This window comes from Bacillus sp. LNXM12-1, from assembly GCF_003004375.1.
Taxonomy (GTDB): domain Bacteria; phylum Bacillota; class Bacilli; order Bacillales; family Bacillaceae; genus Bacillus.
This window is the reverse complement of sequence record NZ_PVWX01000004.1, coordinates 363759-383592: the sequence shown is the minus strand read 5'-3', so window position 1 is coordinate 383592 and position 19834 is coordinate 363759. Positions and strand designations below refer to the sequence as shown.

Genomic DNA, 19834 nt, shown 5'->3' with positions numbered 1-19834 from the left:
AGGTTACCCACGTGTTACTCACCCGTCCGCCGCTAACATCCGGGAGCAAGCTCCCTTCTGTCCGCTCGACTTGCATGTATTAGGCACGCCGCCAGCGTTCGTCCTGAGCCAGGATCAAACTCTCCGAAAAAGTACAAAACCGAAGTTTTGTTTTTCGTCAGCGTTTGACTGACTACCTATGATGTTTCATAGGATTTTTTTATAAAAACTCGAATTAACAGGTACGTTTTGTCTTGTTTAGTTTTCAAAGATCACGTTTCAAAATGGAGCGGGTGATGAGAATCGAACTCACGACATCAGCTTGGAAGGCTGAGGTTTTACCACTAAACTACACCCGCGTGATTTGTATTGGCGCGCCCGAGAGGAGTCGAACCCCTAACCTTTTGATCCGTAGTCAAACGCTCTATCCAATTGAGCTACGGGCGCTTAATCAGGCGACTTAATTATCTTAACATATCGTTTTTATCAAGTCAACATCTTTTTAAAATTTGTTTGTCGCATGTGTTTGAATGTCTTTGTTTCAAATACGTCATCAGCGACGAATAAAAATATACCATGGATCACATAAATGGGTCAATACATTTTTCTAAAAAAGTTTCATATTTTTTAAGAAGTGGTTTTTTCTTAGATAAATAGAGATGCAATAGCCCTATTTTCTTCTCTTTCTTCATAATTCTAATGATTCTTAAATAAAATCTTTCTAAATCCAAAGGAGGACAAAACATGGTCACATAGAATTTTTATTTATTGGAAAATTCTTAATATTTTCCAAGCATTTAAAGGAGGTAGGAGATGATGAAAAAGTTCGTCGCTTTTCAAATCATGATCGCTTTGGTGATAGGAGCTCTTATCGGCCATTTCTTTCCTGACTTCGGGATGGCACTGCGGCCAATTGGAGATGGATTCATCAGATTGATTAAAATGATCGTTGTTCCTATCGTTTTCTCTACCATTGTTATTGGTGCAGCTGGCAGTGGCGGTATGAAGAAAATGGGCAGCCTAGGATTAAAGACGATCATTTGGTTTGAGGTCATCACAACCATCGTTCTAGGAATTGGTCTATTGCTGGCTAATGTTCTAAAGCCTGGCGTTGGCCTTGATTTCTCTAAATTAGCTAAGAAAGATATTGGTGAATTAGATGGCTATACGCAGAAAGTCGTCGACTTTAAACAAATGGTACTCGATATCATTCCAACGAATATCGTCGATGTCATGGCTCAGAATGATTTACTTGCTGTCATTTTCTTCGCCATATTATTTGGTGTAGCCGCAAGCGGCATCGGTAAAGCATCCGCTCCTGTTCTCACCTTCTTTGAATCAGTGGCACAAATTATGTTTAAGCTAACGCAGATGGTCATGGTGACAGCACCTATTGGAGTTCTTGCATTAATGGCTGCTTCCGTTGGCCAATATGGCATTGTTTTATTAATCCCAATGATGAAGCTTGTCGGGACTGTATTTTTAGGATTATTCATTATTCTCTTTGCTTTGTTCCCTCTGGTCGCACTGATCTTCCGTTTTAACTACTTCGAAGTTTTAAAAATGATTTGGGATTTGTTCTTGGTTGCCTTCTCTACTACAAGTACAGAAACTGTCCTTCCTCAGCTTATGTCACGAATGGAGAAATACGGGTGTCCAAAAAGAATCGTCTCCTTTGTCATTCCATCTGGTCTCTCTCTCAATTGTGATGGATCAAGTTTATATTTATCGGTTTCCTGTGTGTTTCTTGCACAAGCGTTTGGTGTCGACATGAGTTTGTCACAGCAGCTTTTGATGATGCTTGTTCTTGTGTTAACGAGTAAAGGGATTGCAGCAGTGCCATCCGGTTCACTCGTCGTTCTTTTAGCAACCGCCCATGCAGTAGGTCTTCCAGCAGAAGGCGTCGCCATTATCGCCGGTGTTGATCGAATTATGGATATGGCACGAACAGGTGTGAATGTTCCAGGGCATGCCGTTGCATGTATTGTCGTATCGAAATGGGAAAAAGTATTCCGTGAGTCCGCATGGGAAGTTCCAAAAGCAGGTGAGGAAACAAAAGGGATGTAGTGTTATATGAAGGAAAGGGCTTCCCCTTTCCTTCAGCGTGTAGACAAACCCTCGCATTCGTTGTCAGTCCTGCGCTCCGGTGCTCACGAATGTCAAATTCGCTCCGCTCCGGTACTCGTCCTTCCTAGACTTCAAAGGTTTTCTATCACGCTGAAAAGAAGACAAAAGGAAAGGGCTTCCCCTTTCCTTTTCTTATGATAAAAATGCTTGCTTTAGGACCGCTTTGCCTTGAGGTTGCAGCTGCACTTCTGCATATGCGCCATTAATCAGCGTCATTTGTGGCGGGACATGCCCACAATCTATATCGTAGAAAATGGGGATTTGTAATTCCTTTTGTAATTCTTCATATACGTCCCGATATTGATACCCTTCCACTGGCACATCAACTGCACTTCGCCCAAACATGATACCTGAACAGTGGTCAAACCACCCGGCTAGTTTTAATTGAACAAGTGATCTCTTCATGCTGGTAGCATTTAATGCGCAGTTTTCGAAGTACCAGAGAATCGGTTCACCTTTTATGAATGTTTCCTGAAAAGCTTTAACGTCTCCAAAAGGTGTCCCCGCTAAGTGACGTATGATATCAATGCAGCCTCCCATCATTCTCCCCTTCACCGCCATCTCCTGTGGATGAACCGTGCGCCATCTTGTAGGCTCTGTTAAATGAAAGACATGTTGACTCGGGGTGTCATGCTGCCATTCCTTTTGATACTTATATGAAGAAAACTGAGTAATGTCCATCTCCTCTTCTGTGGAAAGCACTTTTTCCCACATAGCAGTCGTTTGATCAGACTCTTCCCCTCGTAAATCCACTAAGTTTGGGCCATGTGCTGTAGCAATGCCTGTTTTTAATGTAAATGCCAGCAAGAGTGCACTCGTATCTGAGTAACCAAGAATCCACTTTTTGTGCATCGTTGAGAAATCAAGGTGCTCTAGCACTTCCATCAAAAGCTGTCCTCCCCATGGCGGGATGATGTGGTCAATCTCATCGCACGTCATCATATACTGAAGCTCGTTTGCTCGTTCTATGGCAGGCGCTGATTTTGCCTTTTCCTGGTGCCATACCGTCTCTCCACATATGACATCATAGCCTCTGTTTTTCATTCGTTCACATGAGAGCTGAAACATGTCATGCAAAGATGGCTGTACACCTGAGGAAGGTGCTGTGACACCAATCGTTTGTCCTTTTTGTAAATGCGGAAATTGTATCATCCTGTTTCCCCCATTCTCTCCAATCTCTCAAACCTACCCATTTTAAAGAAGATGCCCCTTTTACAAGGGACATCTCCTCTTATTCCTTTTGACGCAGCACAGTATAGACACCTGCAAATATACATAGAATGCCAATGAATGAGCGTAATCCCATTTCTTCTCCCAAAAGCAGCCAGCCAAGAATGGCACCTACGATCGGTTGAAAGAAAAAGAATAGACCTCCGCTTGAGGCATCCATCAATTGAAGCCCTCTATTCCACAAAAAGAATGCTAAAGCTGTTGAAATGATGCCTAGATAAAGAATACCGCCCCAAATCTCTGGCCTTGCCATCTGCTCCACATCTAGGTGAGGTAAACGAAATAATACTGGCGGTGTTAAAACAATGAATGCAATGATGATCGCATATGTGGTTGTCACCACCTGAGGGTATTTTCCTGGAACTCGTTTTAGCAAAACAGACATAAGCGCCCATGTTAAAGCAGCGATGATCAATGAAAGACCGCCAACAAATTCATCTGTTTGCACTGCGACTGGTCCAATCATGAGCAATACACCTGCTGTAGCAAGCAGGATGGATGCGCACTTTCGAACAGTCATGGCTTCTTTTAATAGAAAGAACGCAAACAGCACCATAAACGCAGGTGTTGCAGATGTGATAACGGCCCCCATTTGTGCAGTCGTATACATCGTCCCGATTTCTTGGGTCACGATGGAAAGAAAATTTCCGATCAGCCCAATCACCACTATAAGTGGGATATCTTTTTTATCTAATCGAAAGGAATAGCCCAAGCGCCAAATGGTGAACACCAAAACGACTCCTGCTACAGCATATCTCATCCAAACGAGCTCAAGTGGCGGAACAACCGCTACTGTTACTTTGACAACAACGTACATGCCGCCCCAAATACTTGCAGCGATTGCTAGGTAAAGGGCGCCTATATATTTTTCATTCATCTTTTTCCCTCCGTTACTGGATATTTTGATGACCATATCCACAAACGGAGATCACTCTCCGTTATGGACGGAGGGCATTTGGAACATCATGTTCAAACAAAGGCTTCCATAGCATTGCCGTCACTCCAATTATTTTTATTTTCTGATACTTTATAACAAATTCTGGTTGACTTCAATCCTTTTTTGTCACCTTTTTTCTTCATATAATAGAAGATAAGCGGCTATTGACATGCTGAATTCGTTTTCATATAGTAAGTAAAACTATAGGTGGTCACGCAGAAAAGGAGTAGAGGTCGTTGGATATTGAAGCTAGAAAACACATTCCCAGCACGGAGCATGAACCATTTCTCGAGGGAATAAAAGATTGTGTGCCAACCCTGCTTGGTTATATGAGTATTGGGTTTGCCTTCGGAATTGTTGGAATTAGCGCACAGTTGAGCTTATGGGACATTGCGCTTCTATCAATCTTTATTTATGCAGGTGCTTCACAGTTTATTATCTGTGCACTGCTTGTCACTGGAAGTCCCCTTTCCGCTATTATTCTCACTACATTTATTGTGAATCTGCGTCATTTATTGCTCAGCCTGACGCTGGCTCCTCATTTTACACGCTACTCTGTGAAACAAAACATTGGATTCGGTCTATTGCTGACTGATGAATCCTTTGGCGTAGCCATGAATAAATTAGCCCAGCATGGCAAGCTGAATAATCGGTGGATGCATGGGCTGAACATAACGGCTTATTTGTGCTGGATTGCTGCCTGTATACTTGGCGGCATTTTTGGACACTGGATTTCAAATCCTGAAGCCCTTGGTCTTGATTTTGCCCTTTCCGCTATGTTTGCTGCGCTGTTGGTTCTTTCTTTGCAAACTGTGCCTAAAAGTAAGTTAACCCATCGCCTGTCACTTGTTTTGTATATGGTCGTTGCAATGTTTGTTCTGCTTCATTTTGTTCCCTCACACGTGGCTGTTCTGTTAGCCACCATGATTGTCGCAACCATTGGGGTGGTGACAGATAAATGATCAGCAGTTTTATGATATGGCTGATTCTCGGCTGTATGATTGTAACCGTCATTCCAAGGGTCGTTCCCTTTTTATTTGTACGAAGTATCGAGCTGCCTGAAGTGGTGCTTAAGTGGTTATCGTTTATTCCCATTTGTATCTTTACAGCTTTGATTGCAGAGCATCTGTTCATTCATACCACAACAGGCGTCACCATTCACTGGATGTACCTTGCTGTCTTAGTTCCGACCGTACTGATCGCTATTTGGACAAAAAGCTTGTCACTTACTGTTCTTGTAGGCGTCATGCTGATGGGAACTGCTAGATGGTTTTTCTAAAAGAAAAAGCTTAACCGCATGTGGTTAAGCTTTGTTTCATTTTACGATTCCGTATACAAATCCATCGTAACCCTTTTCACCAACAGTTTGAATGGCTGTAGCCTCTATTCTTGACTCTTGTTTGAGTAAATTGAAAAATTCACGAGTTCCCTGCACTCGTTCATCCCCATCAGATTCATGAAGGACTGCTCCATTTCTGACGACATTGTCTGCAATAATGACTGTTCCCTTTTTCGAGAAATGTAACGCCCACTTTAGATATTTCGGGTTGTTCGGTTTATCTGCATCAATGAAAATCAAATCGAATGGAAGCACATCCCTCTCTTTTAACTGAGATAGCGTATCCAATGCTTCTCCTTGCAAAATGCTCACCCGTTCCGATAAGCCCGCTCTGCTGATGTTTTGCTGCGCAATCTGTACATGGTGGCTGACAGCCTCTAATGTGATGAGTTCTCCATCCTTTTCAAGAGCACGCGCCAACCAAATGGTACTGTATCCACCGAGTGTCCCGATCTCTAAAATGCGCTTTGCATTCTTGGTTTTTGCTAATAAATAAAGCATTTTCCCTTGAGCTGGTGACACATCAATTTCTGGCAGGCCTGCTTGCTTATTATTAGTAAGAGCTTGCTCCAAAACATCATCTTTAGGAATCAACTTGTCTATGAGATACTCGTCAACTTTCTCCCACACTTGCTTCATCTCAACCATCTCCCTTAATCATGTCTTCTGTTTCAAGTCTACATGATGATAGCGAGCGCGTATAATCAATTCTTTTCACACATCTATTCATTTTATTGATGAAAGACATGTCATGATGGAGACATGAAGCAGTGCCATGTTTTCGGGTTTACTGGTTGAGGTGATTTTTCAAATCCCCTTTTTTATCTTGAAGCTTTCCTTTTGCCTGATCCTTTTTCCCTTCTGATTTCAGATTTTGATGATCTGTTGCTTCGCCAAGCTTTTCTTTCACTTGACCTTTGACTTGATTTGTTTTTCCTTTCGCTTTATCCATATGTCCTTTTTCTTCACGCATTTGTTCCACCTCCACGTTTGATACTATTCATTTAGCCTTTTTGAGAGATACAAAACATCTGAGTGTGCGATCCAAGAAACTACAGCAACATGAAAATCCAGCCAAGGTCGGCTGGATTAAAAATAATGATCTATAAGATAGACTTAAAAGCTTTAACCTGTTTTACTCTGATCGTATTCAACCAGATCACCTAGAATTTCGTCAATCTGATTCATCATCTCAGTTTCAATTTTCACCTCAGATGCTAAAGCATTCTCCCTCACCTGTTCTGGACTAGAAGCACCAATAATTGCTGCAGAAACGTTCTGGTTTTGCAGTACCCATGCTATCGCAAGCTGAGCGAGAGTAAGATCAACCTCTTGTGCGACGGGCTTAAGCTTTTGGATCGCCTCTAAGGTGTTATTATTCATCCAGCGTTGAGCAAGGTTTTTAAAAAAAGGTTTTCCAGCAGATGAGTTAGCACGCGAATTAGTCGGAAGTGATTTTCCTGGGAGATACTTTCCAGTAAGGATCCCCTGCGCCAAAGGCGACCATACTACCTGGCCAAGTCCTTCACGCTGGCAGGTCGGTATTACATCACTTTCAATGATTCTCCATAACATGGAGTATTGAGGTTGGCTGGCGATAAGGGGGACATTTAGCTCTCGTGCAAGCGCTGCCCCTCGAGTAATTTGTTCTGCTGTCCACTCACTTACACCAATATAGTTCACTTTACCCTGTCTTACTAGATCTGCGAAAGCTAACATCGTTTCTTCCAGAGGTGTAGTTGGATCAAACCTGTGTGCATAGTAAATATCAATATAATCCGTTTGTAAACGTCGCAAAGAGGCATTACAGTTTTCCAAAATATGCTTGCGTGATAATCCTCTATCGTTTTTCCCAGTACCAGTTGGATGACATACTTTTGTACAAAGTTCAATACTCTCCCGCCGGATCCCTTTTAAAGACCTGCCTAGTATCTCTTCAGCCTTGGTGTCTGAATAAACATCAGCAGTATCAAACGTCGTAATACCAACATCAAGAGCAGCTTTCACACAATCATGGGCAGTTTCTTCATTTATCTTACCACCATGATTAATCCAGTTTCCGTAAGCAAGTTTACTAATTGTTAATCCACTAGATCCAAGTTTACTATACTCCATAACAATGCCCTCCTTTTGAAAGAATACTTTCATTATAAAAAGAGGTCGTTAATATGTATAATATATATATTCAGATAAATATATATATATTTTATATAATTAAAAATATTTCCATTAAAAAAGCGCAAAACTGTTTAATAACAATCCTTTGTAATCATTTTACACAATAAGCAAGTATGAAATTTATAGGGGGGCATAAAAAATGGATCTGAGACAAATACGTTATTTTATAATGGTTGCTGAAGAACTAAATTTTAGCCGGGCAGCTGAACGTCTTAAAATGGCACAGCCTCCATTAAGTCAAGAAATTCGTAAATTAGAAGAAGAGTTAGGTGTTACGCTTTTTCATAGAACGAAAAGACAGGTTAAACTTTCAGATTCGGGGAGAGTATTTTTAGAAGAAGCCCGCCGTACGCTTCTTCAAGTAGATAGAACGATTAAAGCAACACAACTTGCAGATGACGGAAGGATAGGTCAGTTAACGATCGGTTTCGTAGATTCTACTGATATTGTGATCGATATTATTAAAAGGTTTCGAGAAAATTTTCCTAACATCCATCTTGTCTTATGTGAAATGGCTACAGAACAGCAGTTAAAAGCACTATATAAGAAAGAAATTCAAATAGGATTTATTCGTTCTAACCAAAATAATAAGATACTTACCTCAGAAATTTGTTGTGAGGAATCATTAAGCTTGGTTTTGCCAGAAAATCATCCTTTAGCTTCATTTCCCAAAGTTCCAATTCATTTATTAGCCAATGAACCATTTATCATGTTTCCACGTCATCTAGGTGCAGCATTTTATGATTTAATTATCAGCTACTTTTGGGAAAATAGCATAAGTTTAAACGTAGTTCAGGAAGCTATTCAAATGCATACGATTGTTAATTTAGTTGCTGCAGGAATGGGAATCTCTGTGGTTTCATCCTCAGTAGAAAGCGTAAAACGCGCAGGGGTTGTTTATAGAAAAATCCAAGAAACTACACCAAAAGTAAATTTATATGTTTCATGGAGACAAGATGATACATCAACCGTCGCTGACCACTTTTTAACAGTTGTGAGAGAAGCTTATTTAAGTTCTCAGTCTAAATCATGAAGATCCAGACAGGGTCAGCTGGATTAAAAAATACTTATCTATAAGACAGGCTTAAAAGCTTTAACCTGCAATGTACACGTTTCAGGTATGATAGACATAATGGAAAGAAAGGTTGGTGCTCTGTTCAATGATCATCTCTGAAAACATATTCACCGTTCGTGGTTTGACCTATCGTATTCGGTCTGCTGCAATTGGCGATGCCAAGCAGTTATCAGCTCTCAGACTGAAAATTGATGGTGAAACAGAATATTTAGACCGTGAGCCAGGCGAAGCCTTTCTTCATGAAAAAGATTTTGAGGTTTTGATTCAAGAGGATGCCAAACAAAGCAGGCATTTATTTTTGGTCGCTGATATTGAAGGAGAGATTGTCGGTTTCTCTAGATGTGAGGGACATTCACTCAAGCGCTCTGCTCACAAAGTGACATTTGGCATCGCCATACAAAAGGATGCCTGGGGCTATCACATTGGCAAAGAGCTTTTAGCCGCTTCTATTGACTGGGCTGATCAGCAAGGCATCCAGAAGATGTCACTTCACGTGCTGGAAACCAACCAAAAAGCCATTCGGTTATATGAGTGCCATGGCTTTCTGATTGAAGGGGTATTAAAAAATGATAAACGGCTGGCAGATGGACTTTATTACAATACTGTTGTGATGGGCAGGCAGAGGCCAAGCTTCTGACTACTTACATCACATAGCCCCATACCATTGAAATCGCACTGTATATCAGAAGCAGCCCCATGACAAACTGGAACGGTTTTTCGTAAGCAGTCAAAAAGCGCTTATATAAAGAGCCAAATAGGCTCCAGCTGAATGTACCGAGAAAGCCAATAAGTGCGAGAATCAATGTCCATATCACATACTGCATATTAGATTGTCCATATGGCAAAACAAAGGTTGAAATCACGGTCAACCCATACAAGATCGCTTTTGGGTTGATAAATTGCAGCATCATACCAGGAACAAAATGATTGTAGCGGTCAAGGGTTTCGTCATCCCCGCCTTTACTTTTCATGATTTTGACAGCTAAATAAATCATGTATGCGGCTCCGATGAACGCCATGACCCAGCCTATTTTCGGCATCACTTGATAAAGAATGATATTAAAGAAGCAACTCAAACACAAAATGACGAGAAATCCGATACCCACACCTAAACAAAATCGAAATGTTTGCTTGACCCCATACTTATTCGTAAAGACCATGGCCATGATGTTGTTTGGCCCCGGGGTAAAGCTGCTCACAAAAGCATAGATCAACATAGAAAGAATCAAGTTGCCGCCTCCCTCGTACGTTATTAAGACTTTAATTACTTCATTACGTATGTTACGTTTTATTGTAACGTTTGGTCTTTATAAAGTAAATAGAGAAAGGAGTTTTTTCATGGAAGATGTACAATCGATTATTTCTAAAAATGTGAGGCTTCTTAGAGATCAAAAAAAATTAAGCCTAGAAAAGATGGCAGAATTAACTGGTGTCAGTAAAACCATGATTGGACAAATTGAAAGAGGAGAATCAACCCCTACCATCACGACTTTGTGGAAAATCGCCAACGGATTAAAGGTGTCTTTTAGTGAGCTCATTTACGCACCACAGCCTGAAATCAAGGTGGTACGCAAGGAAGATGCACAGATTTTAACGGAAGATGACGGGAGATATCGCGTGTATACGACTTTTCCCTTTGATGACCGGGGAAAATTTGAAGTGTACCGAGTAGAAATTGATCCTGGCGGGTCGCTGCATGCGAATGAACATATTGGCGGAACAGAGGAATTGATCACTGTTTTTGAGGGAGCGCTTGATATATCCATTGGTGATGAGCAATACAGCTTAAAGGCCGGCGACTCCATTCGTTTTAAAGCGGACCGTTCGCATGCATATAAACAAACCGGAGAACAAATGGTACGGCTGCAAATGATTCTTTATTATCCTCATGAAAAAAGCTGACAGGCTTGTCCACCTGTCAGCTTTGCGTTTTATTTAATTAAATCCCGGATCACGTACAACCGTTCCAGTAAATGTGACTCTGTATTTTCCTAATCCTAATTCTTCAATAGAGGTTTGTTTTAAAATACCGACCCAGCCATCCTTTGCATAGACAATACTTTCTGGGATGTTCGAGGTCGTATACGTTCTTGTTTCTGAGACAGTTCGACTCGCCTGAACGGTTATTTCACTTTTTGTTTGCTCCTTTGCTTCCACTGGAGCAGCTGTGACCCCGGCACCTGTTAAGACAATTGCTCCAACCAAAACTGAAGACATGACCTTTTTCATAAAAAAAATCCCTCCCTTTTTTTGTTGAACATATTAACCATACCATAATTTAGTCCTTTTATAAGTTATTTTTTCATTTTTTTGAAAATTATGATATGATTGTCTTATGTTGGATAGAGAGTGTTCTATACTTCTATGCTTTTATCCTCATCTCATTCCGTCAAACAATTGTGAACGGAGGTGATTTCATGAAAAAATGGCTCATCTGTTTTCAACTTGTTTTCCTCTTCACCTTGACGACCACACCACTTGCTTCTGCTGCTTCATGTCCTACAGTGAAACCTTGTGTTATTGATCCTTAAGCATCAAAAAGGTCGATCAAGTGCATAGGCTTGATCGACCTTTTTCGTTATGCTTGCTCTGCTTCCCAGCGGGCAATCTCTTCTCTTACTTTAGGAGCGACTTCTTTTCCAAATAACTCAATGGCTTTTAATACTTGATCATGCGGCATGGAACCAACCGGTACATGAAGCATAAAACGCGTGATTCCTACATTTTTTCTAAGGTGAATCACTTTCTCTGCCACTGCATCTGGATCTCCTACATACAGGGCGCCTTCTAACGTTCTCGCTGCATCAAATGTAGAACGAGTATATGGACCCCAGCCTCGCTCTCTTGCTAATGTGTTCATCACATGCTGTGTGGAAGGGAAGAATTGGTCTGCTGCAAGATCTGTTTCTTCCGCAACAAATCCATGCGAATGTGACGCTACGGTTAATTTCTCTGGGTCATGTCCAGCGTGCACTGCCGCTTGCTTGTACAGCTGTACAAGCGGTGCGAACTGTCTAGGACTCCCGCCAATGATAGCAAGTACTAGCGGCAGCCCCAATAATCCAGCACGTACAACAGATTCACGGTTTCCCCCACTGCCGATCCAAATTGGAAGCGGATCTTGAACGGGTCTTGGATATACCCCAACATCTTGAATAGATGGGCGATGCTTTCCGCTCCATGTGACACGCTCGGACTGCTGTAATTTGAGCAGCAAATCAAGCTTTTCTTCAAATAATTCTTCATAATCATTCAGGTCATAGCCAAAGAGCGGGAATGATTCAATAAATGAACCACGGCCTGCCATGATCTCTGCACGCCCGTTGGATAGTCCATCTAATGTTGCAAAGTCCTGAAAGACACGAACAGGATCTGCTGATGAAAGGACTGTCACTGCACTTGTCAGACGGATATTCTTTGTCTGTGTTGCCGCAGCCGCTAAGACGACAGCAGGATTCGATGCAGCGAAATCTTGTCGATGATGCTCACCTACTCCAAATACATCAAGGCCGACTTGATCTGCTAAAATAATTTCTTCGACTACTTCTCGAATACGCTGTGCGTGACTGACTGTTTTTCCTGTTTGAAAATCAGGTGTTGTTTCTACAAATGTACTAATTCCTAGTTCCATGAATGGAACCCCCTATCTTATAAGTATGTTACGAATTCAGAGACTGGTTTTCTGTAGCCTCTCGCTTGTCTGCTCTCTACTTTTTCTTTTCCGAGTGTGATCATTAATACAGGAACCAAATCCGACTCGATGTTCAACACATTTTTCATTGCTTCAGGGTCAAAACCGATCATTGGGCACGTGTCCCATCCCTTGTTTTTGGCGGCGAGCATAAACAGCATCGCAGATAATGAAGCATTGCGGATCGCCTCTTCTTTCTGAAAATCCGCTCCTCTCTGTTCATAAAAGGTCATCGTCTCTCTGACCATTTCTTCGTATTGCTGCGTGTTTAAAATGCCAAGCATTTTCAGACCTTCATAGATGTTCCCCGCTTGCTGATAAGCTTTTGGGTCTCCCAGTACAATGATCGCTGCTGAGGCGGAATGCACCTTATATTGTCCAAATGCAGCTTCTCTTACTTGTTCTTTGAGACCTTCTGTTTGGACGACGACATATTGTGTGTGCTGTAAGTTAAAAGCAGATGGTGCCATTTTGACTTCTTCAAATATGCTGTTAAGCTCTTCTCTCGAAATCGAGATATTTGGCAAAAAATTTGATGCGGATCGTCTTTCACGTACCAATGTATCAAAGCTGAGTGTCATCGTGTTTCCCCTTTTCGTGAAGTTGTTTTGCACCTAAACCGATTTTTTTTAGTAATTCAATGAGCCGTTCTTTTTCTTCTTTTTCAATAAAGGATAGGTTTTGCGAAATGACATCTGTGTGTTTAGGAAAAATGTCATCAAACAATTGCTTTCCTTTTTCCGTCAGCAATACATGAAATACACGTTTATCAGAGGGTGCACATTGCCTTTTCACCAGCTCTTGTTTTTCTAGTTTGTTCACGACATATGTCATGCTTCCACTTGGGATTGACAGGATGTCGCTGATCTTTTGGACAGGATGCGGCCCCTTACTATAGAGCAATTCAAGGATCTGAAAGTTCTCAAATCCGATATCATAACGTTCAATGTCTGTTTGGATATTTGTAAAAAGAGCTTGATAGGCTTTCATCCACACGCGGAATAGCCTTAAGTCTAATTCATATTCATGCTGCACCATGGCAACTACTCCTTTTTTCAAGAAATCCTAAAACTAGGATAAATTTATCCTAACACTAGGATATTTTATTGTCAACGAGTTTGTTTCATAAAAAAAAGACCACCTCAGGTCAGTGATCCTCTTCTTTTAAGACAAAATGCATTTCAGCTATCTGCTTGTATTGTCGTACTTCTTTTAATGAAAACCTGGATTCCATATCCGCTGGGGAAAACAGAGGAATGCCTCTCCCAATCATGACAGGTGCGATTTGAAGGTAAAGCTCATCAACCAATCCTGCTTTTATGAAAGACTGAAGCAGTTCCCCGCCGCCGACAATCCAGATATGCTGACCTGGTACATCTTTTAATTTTTTCACAAATGATAAGATATCTTCTCGAATGATATGAGTTCCTTTCAGACTGTCTTGTAAAGTACGTGACATGATATAACAAGTCTTTCTTTCATAAGGAAACTCATCTGGTGACAGCTGAAGAACCTGTTCATATGTATTGCGCCCCATGATCAGCGTATCAACTGACGCATAAAAGTCATCATAGTTCGTATCTTCTTCACCCTCTGTCCCTATTAGCCAATCGAGCCGGTGATCCTCTCTCGCTAAATAGCCATCGATACTCATCGCCCCATAAAAAAGCAGCTTCCTTTTCTGACTCAATCCCATCACTCCTTACCCTAAATAAGAACATATATTCTATCCCCATTGTATCAGAAAGGAAAGACAAAGGATACAAGGGTTTGCCATCTTCCATTTTCATGTCTTCAACACCGTGATTCAATAAGGTATCCTCTTCAGGTAATGATATAATAAAGTCAGTTCAATCAATGATCATACTTGGAGGAGAGACTGATGATACGACGACTTGATCATATCGTGTTGACTGTACAACATATGGAGGACACCATTCGCTTTTATACAAACGTATTAGGAATGAAGGAAGAAACCTTTGGAGAAGGCCGTAAAGCGCTTCGTTTTGGTTTACAGAAGATCAACCTTCATGAAGCTGGTCATGAATTTGAGCGGGCAGCGGCTCACCCACTTCCTGGCTCTAGTGATTTGTGCTTTATCACCGATTTAGATATGGATAGTCTGCTGCTGCACCTTCGCAAGCAAGTGGTTCCTATTGAAGAAGGGCCAGTCAGGCGCACAGGTACATTAGGTCCGATTGAATCTGTTTATATCCGTGATCCTGATCTGAATTTAATTGAAATTTCTCGATATATAGAGGAGGGTGATCCGTCATGACCCGCTTATTTTTGAGACCGATCGAAGAGCAGGATTATCCTGGTATTCAAAGAGGATGCCAGCATGCAGAAACTCTTTATATGACTGGCACACGCAAAACGTTCACACTAGAAGAGATTCGTTCAGCCTATACCCGATTTTTACAAGATGACAGCAGACGAGATTTCGCCATTTGTCTGCTAGACACGAAAGAAATGATTGGGGATGCGGCGATTGTGGACATTGATCCAATTAATCATACGGCAAGCTTCCGCATTGCGCTTCATGGACCAGAACATTTCCAAAAGGGCTATGGTACAGAAGCTGTCCGGATGGTTCAAGCATTCGCCTTTGATACATTAGAACTCAATCGTCTTGAGCTCGAAGTCTTTTCCCATAATCCAAGAGCCTTCAGAAGCTATGAGAAAGCCGGATTTCAATATGAAGGGAAAAGACGCCAAGCACTCTATTTCAATGGAACCTACTCAGATGTGATCATCATGGGCATCCTTCGTGAAGAATACAATCAGATGAACAGTGGAGATGCCCCCGCTTAAGAAGGGTCATCTTTTTTAAAAAATTGAATCGCTGTGACGATGATCAAACAAATCATGGAAGAGAGAACGATAGAGATGCTTGATATACTAAGCGCCATGCCTTCCCATCTGCCAATGAAGAAACTGGATATCAATAAAACCAATCCAAATAGGATGAAGCATATAGGGAGGATTAGCCCCGCATGACGGTGTCTGCGTCTTTTCCCTGCCCACCATGAGAGACACAATACAACGATTGTAAAAATAGCGGTTTGCAGCCAAAACATGTTGTTTCAACTCCCATTCTCTTTTTTATCTTATAACAATGGAGGTACTTCCAATGAACATTAGACCCATTGAGCAAAAAGACAATCCGTATATCGCAGCGATTATCCGCCAGTCACTAGAATCGGCGAATTTGGCGATTGAAGGAACCGCCTACACTGATCCCCACCTTGACCAGCTTTTCGAATACTATCAATCATTGACTCATGCAGCCTATTGGATTGCTGAAGAGAATGGTGACATTGTAGGCGGCGTAGGCATTGCTCCATTTACAAACGACATCTGTGAATTACAAAAGCTTTATTTAAGTCCAAAGGCACAAGGAAAAGGTGCGGGCAAAAAACTGATGGATACGGCGCTGCAATATGCCTCTACATACTACGAAGCATGTTATTTAGAAACCCGCCAAGAATTAACTGCAGCCACCGGCCTTTATCAGCGATATGGCTTTTCTCTTCTCTCAGAACCGATTGATGGCTCTGAGCATTCTGCGATGGATGCTTGGTATCTCAAAACCTTCTCATCATGAGCCATAAAACACTCGATAGGTTTTTGTCTGCTGAAAGCCTAGCTTCTCTGCCAGTTTGATCGAAGCTAGGTGATGGACATCGCAATCCCAATGCGGTGTCCTCTTATTTTCAAGACAGCTCCTGATCATCTGCTGACCTGCCAGCTGCGCCAAACCTTTCCCCCGGCAGGCTTCTTCTGTCCAAATATCGATCTCCACACGATCTTCACTTGAAAAAATGGAGACACATTCACTCACCACGTTCTCTCCATCTAAGATGGCAACTCCGATTCCTTTTGATAGAAAACGCGCCGCTCTCCCCCAATAGGCTTCGTAATAGCTAGGAGGAAAAGCCCTGCTTGCATTGATCACCTGTTCATTTGTCCGCTCTACTCTATAGCCCGGATGAGGCACATGGACATAAGAATGTGCCTGCGGAAAAACGTACGCATGTCTTTCCATCTCATTTAGATGTGAACCAAGACATTTTTTCATCATCACATCTGTTGATTGATTCGCTGAAAATACGGTAAACCGGCCGTTTTGTCTTCTCTGTCTTTCGTAAACATCCACAATGAAGGCCAAGCAGCGTGACAGCTCCGCTTCTCTCTTGCCTGCAACATAATAAATGCCGCATGCAGCTTCAAGAAAAAAAACAAGAGGGTGCTCTACATCATCTACATAAAGATGCCCTTGTATGAAACCATCCATGACCGCATCTACAAACACTGGATATGCCGGGTCGATCTGGCGAATTCCTTCTTTCATCGATGGTGACCTTTGCTTCTCCAAGAGATGCACAGTGCTCCCTCCTTTCACGAACATGTTCTTTCCTTCCATTATAAATAAAAAGCTGCGCGCATGCAGTGACTCTTTTTACCCTTTACCGTGGAACTACTTTACCATCCCTGCACCTGTCAACATTCTCATCTCCACCGCCATCAATTTAGCCTTTCAATTAGGGGCGGCCGCGTTATATTCGACTGCTTTACTGCAATTGATTATGCCTTATTTCAACGGCATTGCCTTTCTGACACTGACTGGTCATATCATCGCCTTTCTGTTTTACAAAAAGCATCAAAATCAAAAAATGGCACAGGCATTGAATCGTCTGAAGCCACAGTCATAAAAAAAGAGACCTCAATAAAGGTCTCTTGTCTGTTATTCTGCCGCAGGCTCTTCTGCCTTCCCTTTCCAAATAAGGGTTAAGCCTAACCCAAGAAATAAGACAACACCTGCGAATAGAAATGGGAAATGTATATTTTGATCGAATAAAATGCCGCCAAGTGCTGGGCCGAAAATCGTACCTAGGCTTGTGTAGGTGGAGTTCATCCCTGCGACAAATCCTTGCTGGTTTCCAGCGATTTTGGATAAGAAGGTCGTTAATGCTGGTCGCAATAAATCAAACGCAAGGAAAATGACACATGTGACAATCAGTACAACCAAAAAGCCTGAAACGACTGTCGAAACGAAAGCAAGGACCGCACCGACAATCAGGCATAGCTGAATGACTCTTTTCTCCCCTAGGGCATTAACCAGTTTACCAAACACAAGTACTTGGATGATGACCGCCACAATCGAGCTGACGGTAATGATGACGGCAATATCTTTTGGTCCAAATCCAAACTTATGATTTGTAAACAAGCTAAAGACTGTTTCATACGCAGATAGTCCAAAAGCGAGGACAAACACAATGATAAAGGCGATGAGATAGCTTGGATGAATCGATTTTTTCAAATCTTTAAAGAAAGTAGATTCCTTCACTTGACCCATTTGTTTCGCTCGCTCTTCTTTTGTTAATGGCTCCTTCAGCATAAACATAGACGAAATGACGGCAATAAACGCAATCCCTGCTGCAAAGAAGAATGGCAGGCGTACGCCATATTCTGCGATAAATCCGCCAATGCCCGGGCCAATAATAAAACCGGTACTAATGGCCGCTGACACATAGCCCATTGCCTTTGATCTTTCTTGAACGGTCGTGATATCTGCGACATAAGCAGTGACAGCCGGCATGATAAATGCCGCACTAATGCCGCCTAGCAGCCTTGCAAAATACAGCACATACACGTGTGTCCCAAGACCGAAGACGAGTTCTGATAACGCAAATAGAAACAGTCCTGACACAATCATAATCTTTCTTCCGTAGCGGTCTACCCATCTCCCTGCAATAGGTGAAGCAATGAGCTGAGCCACGGCAAACGCCGCCACAAGGTATCCCATCGTACTCCCTGTTAGATGCATTACATTCATGAATAGCGGCATGACAGGAATGATGAGACCGATGCCTAAAAACGCAATAAATATATTACTTAATAAAATAACGAGTACAGCTTTTTGCTCACGAATCGGTTTTTGCATGATGTTTGTTTCTCCTTTACTGACTCACTTGTTACTCATGATGGTTGATTCCGTGAATAAACAATGAGATCGCCTCTTTTTGTAACTCTTTCTTCTGTTGGATGGTGTCACTTTTATATAACACGTCTAATCCGTAAAAAACGGAAAGTAATATTTTCACTTTTGACTCCACATGCTGAATTGACCAGCTGCCATCTTCGTTTCCTTCAAGTAAGATGTCTCTCATCACATCATCAAAATCGGCATCAATCTTGTTCAGCCGTTCCATGACCTCGTCTGATGTAAAGGCACTTGCACAGAATTCCTCACTCGCTCTCATTAATGGGTAGTTAATCCCCATTTGACTGAGCAGCTCTGCAAATCCGGCGAGCTTATCAATGGCCCGGTGCATCGTTTGTTTCTCCTGATGCCACGTCTCCATCATCAAACGGTGATCCTCTTCCATGATATGAAGGAACAAGAACTCTTTTCCTTTAAAATGGTGATAGAGATTGCCTTTACTAACCTCAGCAGCCTCTAGAATATCCCGCACGGATGTTTCTGAATATCCTTTTTTCGCAAATAAATCACGAGAAGCGGTGACGATTTTTTGCTTCGTCTTCTCGCTCTTTCCAGCCCCGCTTTGTGTACTTGTCATCTTTCACAATCCCTTCTACCTTGCTTTTCTTTGCAAGGACAAATCAAAACCGACCAGTTGGTTTATTTTTTTATTATAAATGGATCTTTTTCAAAATACAATGAAAAAGTCATCGAATTCATAAGGAGTGAATCATGTGAAAACAAACAATACGGTCATTTATGCCCTCTCATCATTTAATAATTCTTAATATTTAACTTCACTTAACAATAAGGATTGCCTATAATAGAATAGAGGTGATGTCATTGGATGAGGAAATCATTCATTACGGTAAAAAAATCATTGAATACTCAAATGCACTAGGCTCTATCTATGTAGAAGAGTATCAACGATTTTTAAAACATGAGTATGCAGATTTATCAGCCAAACAAGAGCTGACACTTGAATTATTACGGACAAAAACGAGAACAATCAACGAACTAGCTGATTACTTTTCAATTTCGGCAAGTGCCGCTAGCCAGCTTGTATCAAAGCTTGAGCAGCTTGGCTATGTCAAACGAGAAATTAATCCACATAACCGAAGAGAAATCATTGTTGATTTTGCTCAAAAGGGTCATGACTATCACAAGAATACGGAAGAAATTCAATTGCACCTTATTCAAAAATACTATGCAAGGCTTCCAAAAGAAGATTTAAAAACATTATTATCTCTATACGAAAAAATCTATCAGATTGCAAAAGAAGCGCCTTAATT

At 41.6% G+C, this 19834-nt stretch carries 26 protein-coding genes, 2 tRNA genes and 1 rRNA gene; 11 read left to right on the top strand and 18 right to left on the bottom strand.

The genetic code is table 11. The features are described 5' to 3' along the window. From C6Y07_RS16550 to C6Y07_RS16540, 3 genes are all read right to left on the bottom strand, one after another. Window positions 1-130 (bottom strand): 16S ribosomal RNA (locus tag C6Y07_RS16550); the annotation flags it as partial. A 134-nt stretch (window positions 131-264) separates the two neighbouring features. Continuing rightward, a tRNA-Gly gene (locus tag C6Y07_RS16545) sits at window positions 265-338 on the bottom strand. Window positions 339-349: 11 nt separating this feature from the next. Next, window positions 350-426, bottom strand: a tRNA-Arg gene (locus C6Y07_RS16540). A gap of 369 nt (window positions 427-795) precedes the next feature. On the opposite strand from C6Y07_RS16540, the gene gltP reads away from it, so the two are divergent. Next, window positions 796-2046, top strand: coding sequence for a glutamate-aspartate/proton symporter GltP (gltP, locus tag C6Y07_RS16535; RefSeq protein ID WP_034666069.1), 1251 nt, complete (start codon window positions 796-798; stop codon window positions 2044-2046). A gap of 192 nt (window positions 2047-2238) precedes the next feature. On the opposite strand, the gene C6Y07_RS16525 is transcribed toward gltP, so the two are convergent. Together C6Y07_RS16525 and C6Y07_RS16520 are read right to left on the bottom strand one after the other, a co-directional pair. Further along, window positions 2239-3258, bottom strand: coding sequence for a S66 family peptidase (locus C6Y07_RS16525; protein WP_106157066.1), 1020 nt, complete (start codon window positions 3256-3258; stop codon window positions 2239-2241). A gap of 79 nt (window positions 3259-3337) precedes the next feature. Further along, entirely contained in the window at window positions 3338-4213 is an 876-nt protein-coding gene (locus C6Y07_RS16520; RefSeq protein ID WP_106157064.1) for a DMT family transporter, read from the bottom strand. Between the two features lie 296 nt (window positions 4214-4509). On the opposite strand from C6Y07_RS16520, the gene C6Y07_RS16515 reads away from it, so the two are divergent. After that, entirely contained in the window at window positions 4510-5235 is a 726-nt protein-coding gene (locus tag C6Y07_RS16515) for an AzlC family ABC transporter permease (protein WP_066031263.1), read from the top strand. Next, window positions 5232-5552 (top strand): AzlD domain-containing protein, encoded by a 321-nt coding sequence (locus C6Y07_RS16510; RefSeq protein WP_034665961.1) that lies wholly within the window; start codon window positions 5232-5234, stop codon window positions 5550-5552. The genes C6Y07_RS16515 and C6Y07_RS16510 overlap by 4 nt, the downstream gene beginning before the upstream one ends. 36 nt (window positions 5553-5588) lie before the next feature. Here the strand turns inward: C6Y07_RS16510 and C6Y07_RS16505 are convergent, their stop codons facing one another. The 3 genes from C6Y07_RS16505 to C6Y07_RS16495 all read right to left on the bottom strand — a co-directional run bounded on the left by C6Y07_RS16505 (window position 5589) and on the right by C6Y07_RS16495 (window position 7727). Then, complete coding sequence (locus tag C6Y07_RS16505) at window positions 5589-6251, bottom strand: O-methyltransferase (RefSeq protein ID WP_106048626.1); 663 nt, start codon at window positions 6249-6251, stop codon at window positions 5589-5591. 148 nt (window positions 6252-6399) lie between these two features. Beyond that, a complete protein-coding gene (locus tag C6Y07_RS16500) occupies window positions 6400-6585 on the bottom strand; it encodes a CsbD family protein (protein ID WP_106048625.1) in 186 nt (61 codons plus the stop codon). Window positions 6586-6737: 152 nt separating this feature from the next. Then, window positions 6738-7727, bottom strand: a complete 990-nt coding sequence (locus C6Y07_RS16495) for an aldo/keto reductase family protein (RefSeq protein WP_060595627.1) — start codon at window positions 7725-7727, stop codon at window positions 6738-6740. A 202-nt stretch (window positions 7728-7929) separates the two neighbouring features. On the opposite strand from C6Y07_RS16495, the gene C6Y07_RS16490 reads away from it, so the two are divergent. Both C6Y07_RS16490 and C6Y07_RS16485 read left to right on the top strand, forming a co-directional pair. Beyond that, entirely contained in the window at window positions 7930-8823 is an 894-nt protein-coding gene (locus C6Y07_RS16490) for a LysR substrate-binding domain-containing protein (RefSeq protein WP_106157063.1), read from the top strand. Window positions 8824-8950: 127 nt separating this feature from the next. Further along, window positions 8951-9502, top strand: a complete 552-nt coding sequence (locus C6Y07_RS16485; RefSeq protein WP_066031267.1) for a GNAT family N-acetyltransferase — start codon at window positions 8951-8953, stop codon at window positions 9500-9502. 4 nt (window positions 9503-9506) lie between these two features. Here the strand turns inward: C6Y07_RS16485 and C6Y07_RS16480 are convergent, their stop codons facing one another. Next, on the bottom strand, window positions 9507-10094 hold the full coding sequence (locus C6Y07_RS16480) for a LysE family transporter (protein WP_060595624.1): 588 nt from the start codon (window positions 10092-10094) through the stop codon (window positions 9507-9509). Between the two features lie 109 nt (window positions 10095-10203). Here C6Y07_RS16480 and C6Y07_RS16475 point away from each other — a divergent pair, with 109 nt between their 5' ends. Then, entirely contained in the window at window positions 10204-10767 is a 564-nt protein-coding gene (locus tag C6Y07_RS16475; protein ID WP_034665985.1) for a helix-turn-helix domain-containing protein, read from the top strand. Between the two features lie 33 nt (window positions 10768-10800). Here the strand turns inward: C6Y07_RS16475 and C6Y07_RS16470 are convergent, their stop codons facing one another. The 5 genes from C6Y07_RS16470 to C6Y07_RS16450 all read right to left on the bottom strand — a co-directional run bounded on the left by C6Y07_RS16470 (window position 10801) and on the right by C6Y07_RS16450 (window position 14246). Further along, window positions 10801-11094 carry a hypothetical protein gene (locus C6Y07_RS16470; protein WP_034665989.1) on the bottom strand — a complete coding sequence of 98 codons (294 nt, stop codon included), beginning with the start codon at window positions 11092-11094 and terminating at the stop codon, window positions 10801-10803. A 349-nt stretch (window positions 11095-11443) separates the two neighbouring features. Further along, window positions 11444-12496 carry an LLM class flavin-dependent oxidoreductase gene (locus C6Y07_RS16465; RefSeq protein WP_034665991.1) on the bottom strand — a complete coding sequence of 351 codons (1053 nt, stop codon included), beginning with the start codon at window positions 12494-12496 and terminating at the stop codon, window positions 11444-11446. 17 nt (window positions 12497-12513) lie between these two features. Then, window positions 12514-13137: a nitroreductase family protein gene (locus C6Y07_RS16460; protein ID WP_060595622.1), complete on the bottom strand. Its 624-nt coding sequence runs from the start codon at window positions 13135-13137 to the stop codon at window positions 12514-12516. Continuing rightward, window positions 13121-13594, bottom strand: a complete 474-nt coding sequence (locus C6Y07_RS16455; RefSeq protein ID WP_060595621.1) for a MarR family winged helix-turn-helix transcriptional regulator — start codon at window positions 13592-13594, stop codon at window positions 13121-13123. Before C6Y07_RS16455 ends, C6Y07_RS16460 begins: the two co-directional genes overlap by 17 nt. A gap of 109 nt (window positions 13595-13703) precedes the next feature. Next, entirely contained in the window at window positions 13704-14246 is a 543-nt protein-coding gene (locus C6Y07_RS16450; protein ID WP_060595620.1) for a dihydrofolate reductase family protein, read from the bottom strand. 192 nt (window positions 14247-14438) lie between these two features. Between C6Y07_RS16450 and C6Y07_RS16445 the strand changes: the two genes are divergently transcribed. Next, a complete protein-coding gene (locus tag C6Y07_RS16445) occupies window positions 14439-14834 on the top strand; it encodes a VOC family protein (RefSeq protein WP_034666005.1) in 396 nt (131 codons plus the stop codon). Further along, window positions 14831-15370 carry a GNAT family N-acetyltransferase gene (locus tag C6Y07_RS16440; RefSeq protein ID WP_034666010.1) on the top strand — a complete coding sequence of 180 codons (540 nt, stop codon included), beginning with the start codon at window positions 14831-14833 and terminating at the stop codon, window positions 15368-15370. Before C6Y07_RS16445 ends, C6Y07_RS16440 begins: the two co-directional genes overlap by 4 nt. Here C6Y07_RS16440 and C6Y07_RS16435 read toward each other — a convergent pair. Continuing rightward, window positions 15367-15636 carry a YesK-like family protein gene (locus C6Y07_RS16435; RefSeq protein WP_060595619.1) on the bottom strand — a complete coding sequence of 90 codons (270 nt, stop codon included), beginning with the start codon at window positions 15634-15636 and terminating at the stop codon, window positions 15367-15369. The genes C6Y07_RS16440 and C6Y07_RS16435 overlap by 4 nt on opposite strands. Window positions 15637-15689: 53 nt before the next feature. On the opposite strand from C6Y07_RS16435, the gene C6Y07_RS16430 reads away from it, so the two are divergent. Continuing rightward, window positions 15690-16163, top strand: a complete 474-nt coding sequence (locus C6Y07_RS16430; RefSeq protein WP_034666017.1) for a GNAT family N-acetyltransferase — start codon at window positions 15690-15692, stop codon at window positions 16161-16163. Here C6Y07_RS16430 and C6Y07_RS16425 read toward each other — a convergent pair. After that, on the bottom strand, window positions 16158-16943 hold the full coding sequence (locus C6Y07_RS16425; protein WP_106157061.1) for a GNAT family N-acetyltransferase: 786 nt from the start codon (window positions 16941-16943) through the stop codon (window positions 16158-16160). The two genes, C6Y07_RS16430 and C6Y07_RS16425, sit on opposite strands and share 6 nt — an antisense overlap. A 1-nt stretch (window position 16944) precedes the next feature. Here C6Y07_RS16425 and C6Y07_RS16420 point away from each other — a divergent pair, with 1 nt between their 5' ends. Continuing rightward, window positions 16945-17271, top strand: a complete 327-nt coding sequence (locus C6Y07_RS16420) for a hypothetical protein (RefSeq protein ID WP_223251108.1) — start codon at window positions 16945-16947, stop codon at window positions 17269-17271. A gap of 32 nt (window positions 17272-17303) precedes the next feature. Here C6Y07_RS16420 and C6Y07_RS16415 read toward each other — a convergent pair whose 3' ends face one another. Next, on the bottom strand, window positions 17304-18503 hold the full coding sequence (locus tag C6Y07_RS16415) for an MFS transporter (RefSeq protein ID WP_060595617.1): 1200 nt from the start codon (window positions 18501-18503) through the stop codon (window positions 17304-17306). Window positions 18504-18534: 31 nt separating this feature from the next. Beyond that, window positions 18535-19140, bottom strand: a complete 606-nt coding sequence (locus C6Y07_RS16410; RefSeq protein WP_060595616.1) for a TetR/AcrR family transcriptional regulator — start codon at window positions 19138-19140, stop codon at window positions 18535-18537. A 239-nt stretch (window positions 19141-19379) separates the two neighbouring features. Between C6Y07_RS16410 and C6Y07_RS16405 the strand changes: the two genes are divergently transcribed. Next, entirely contained in the window at window positions 19380-19832 is a 453-nt protein-coding gene (locus C6Y07_RS16405; RefSeq protein ID WP_060595615.1) for a MarR family winged helix-turn-helix transcriptional regulator, read from the top strand. The last annotated feature ends 2 nt before the right edge of the window (window positions 19833-19834 follow it).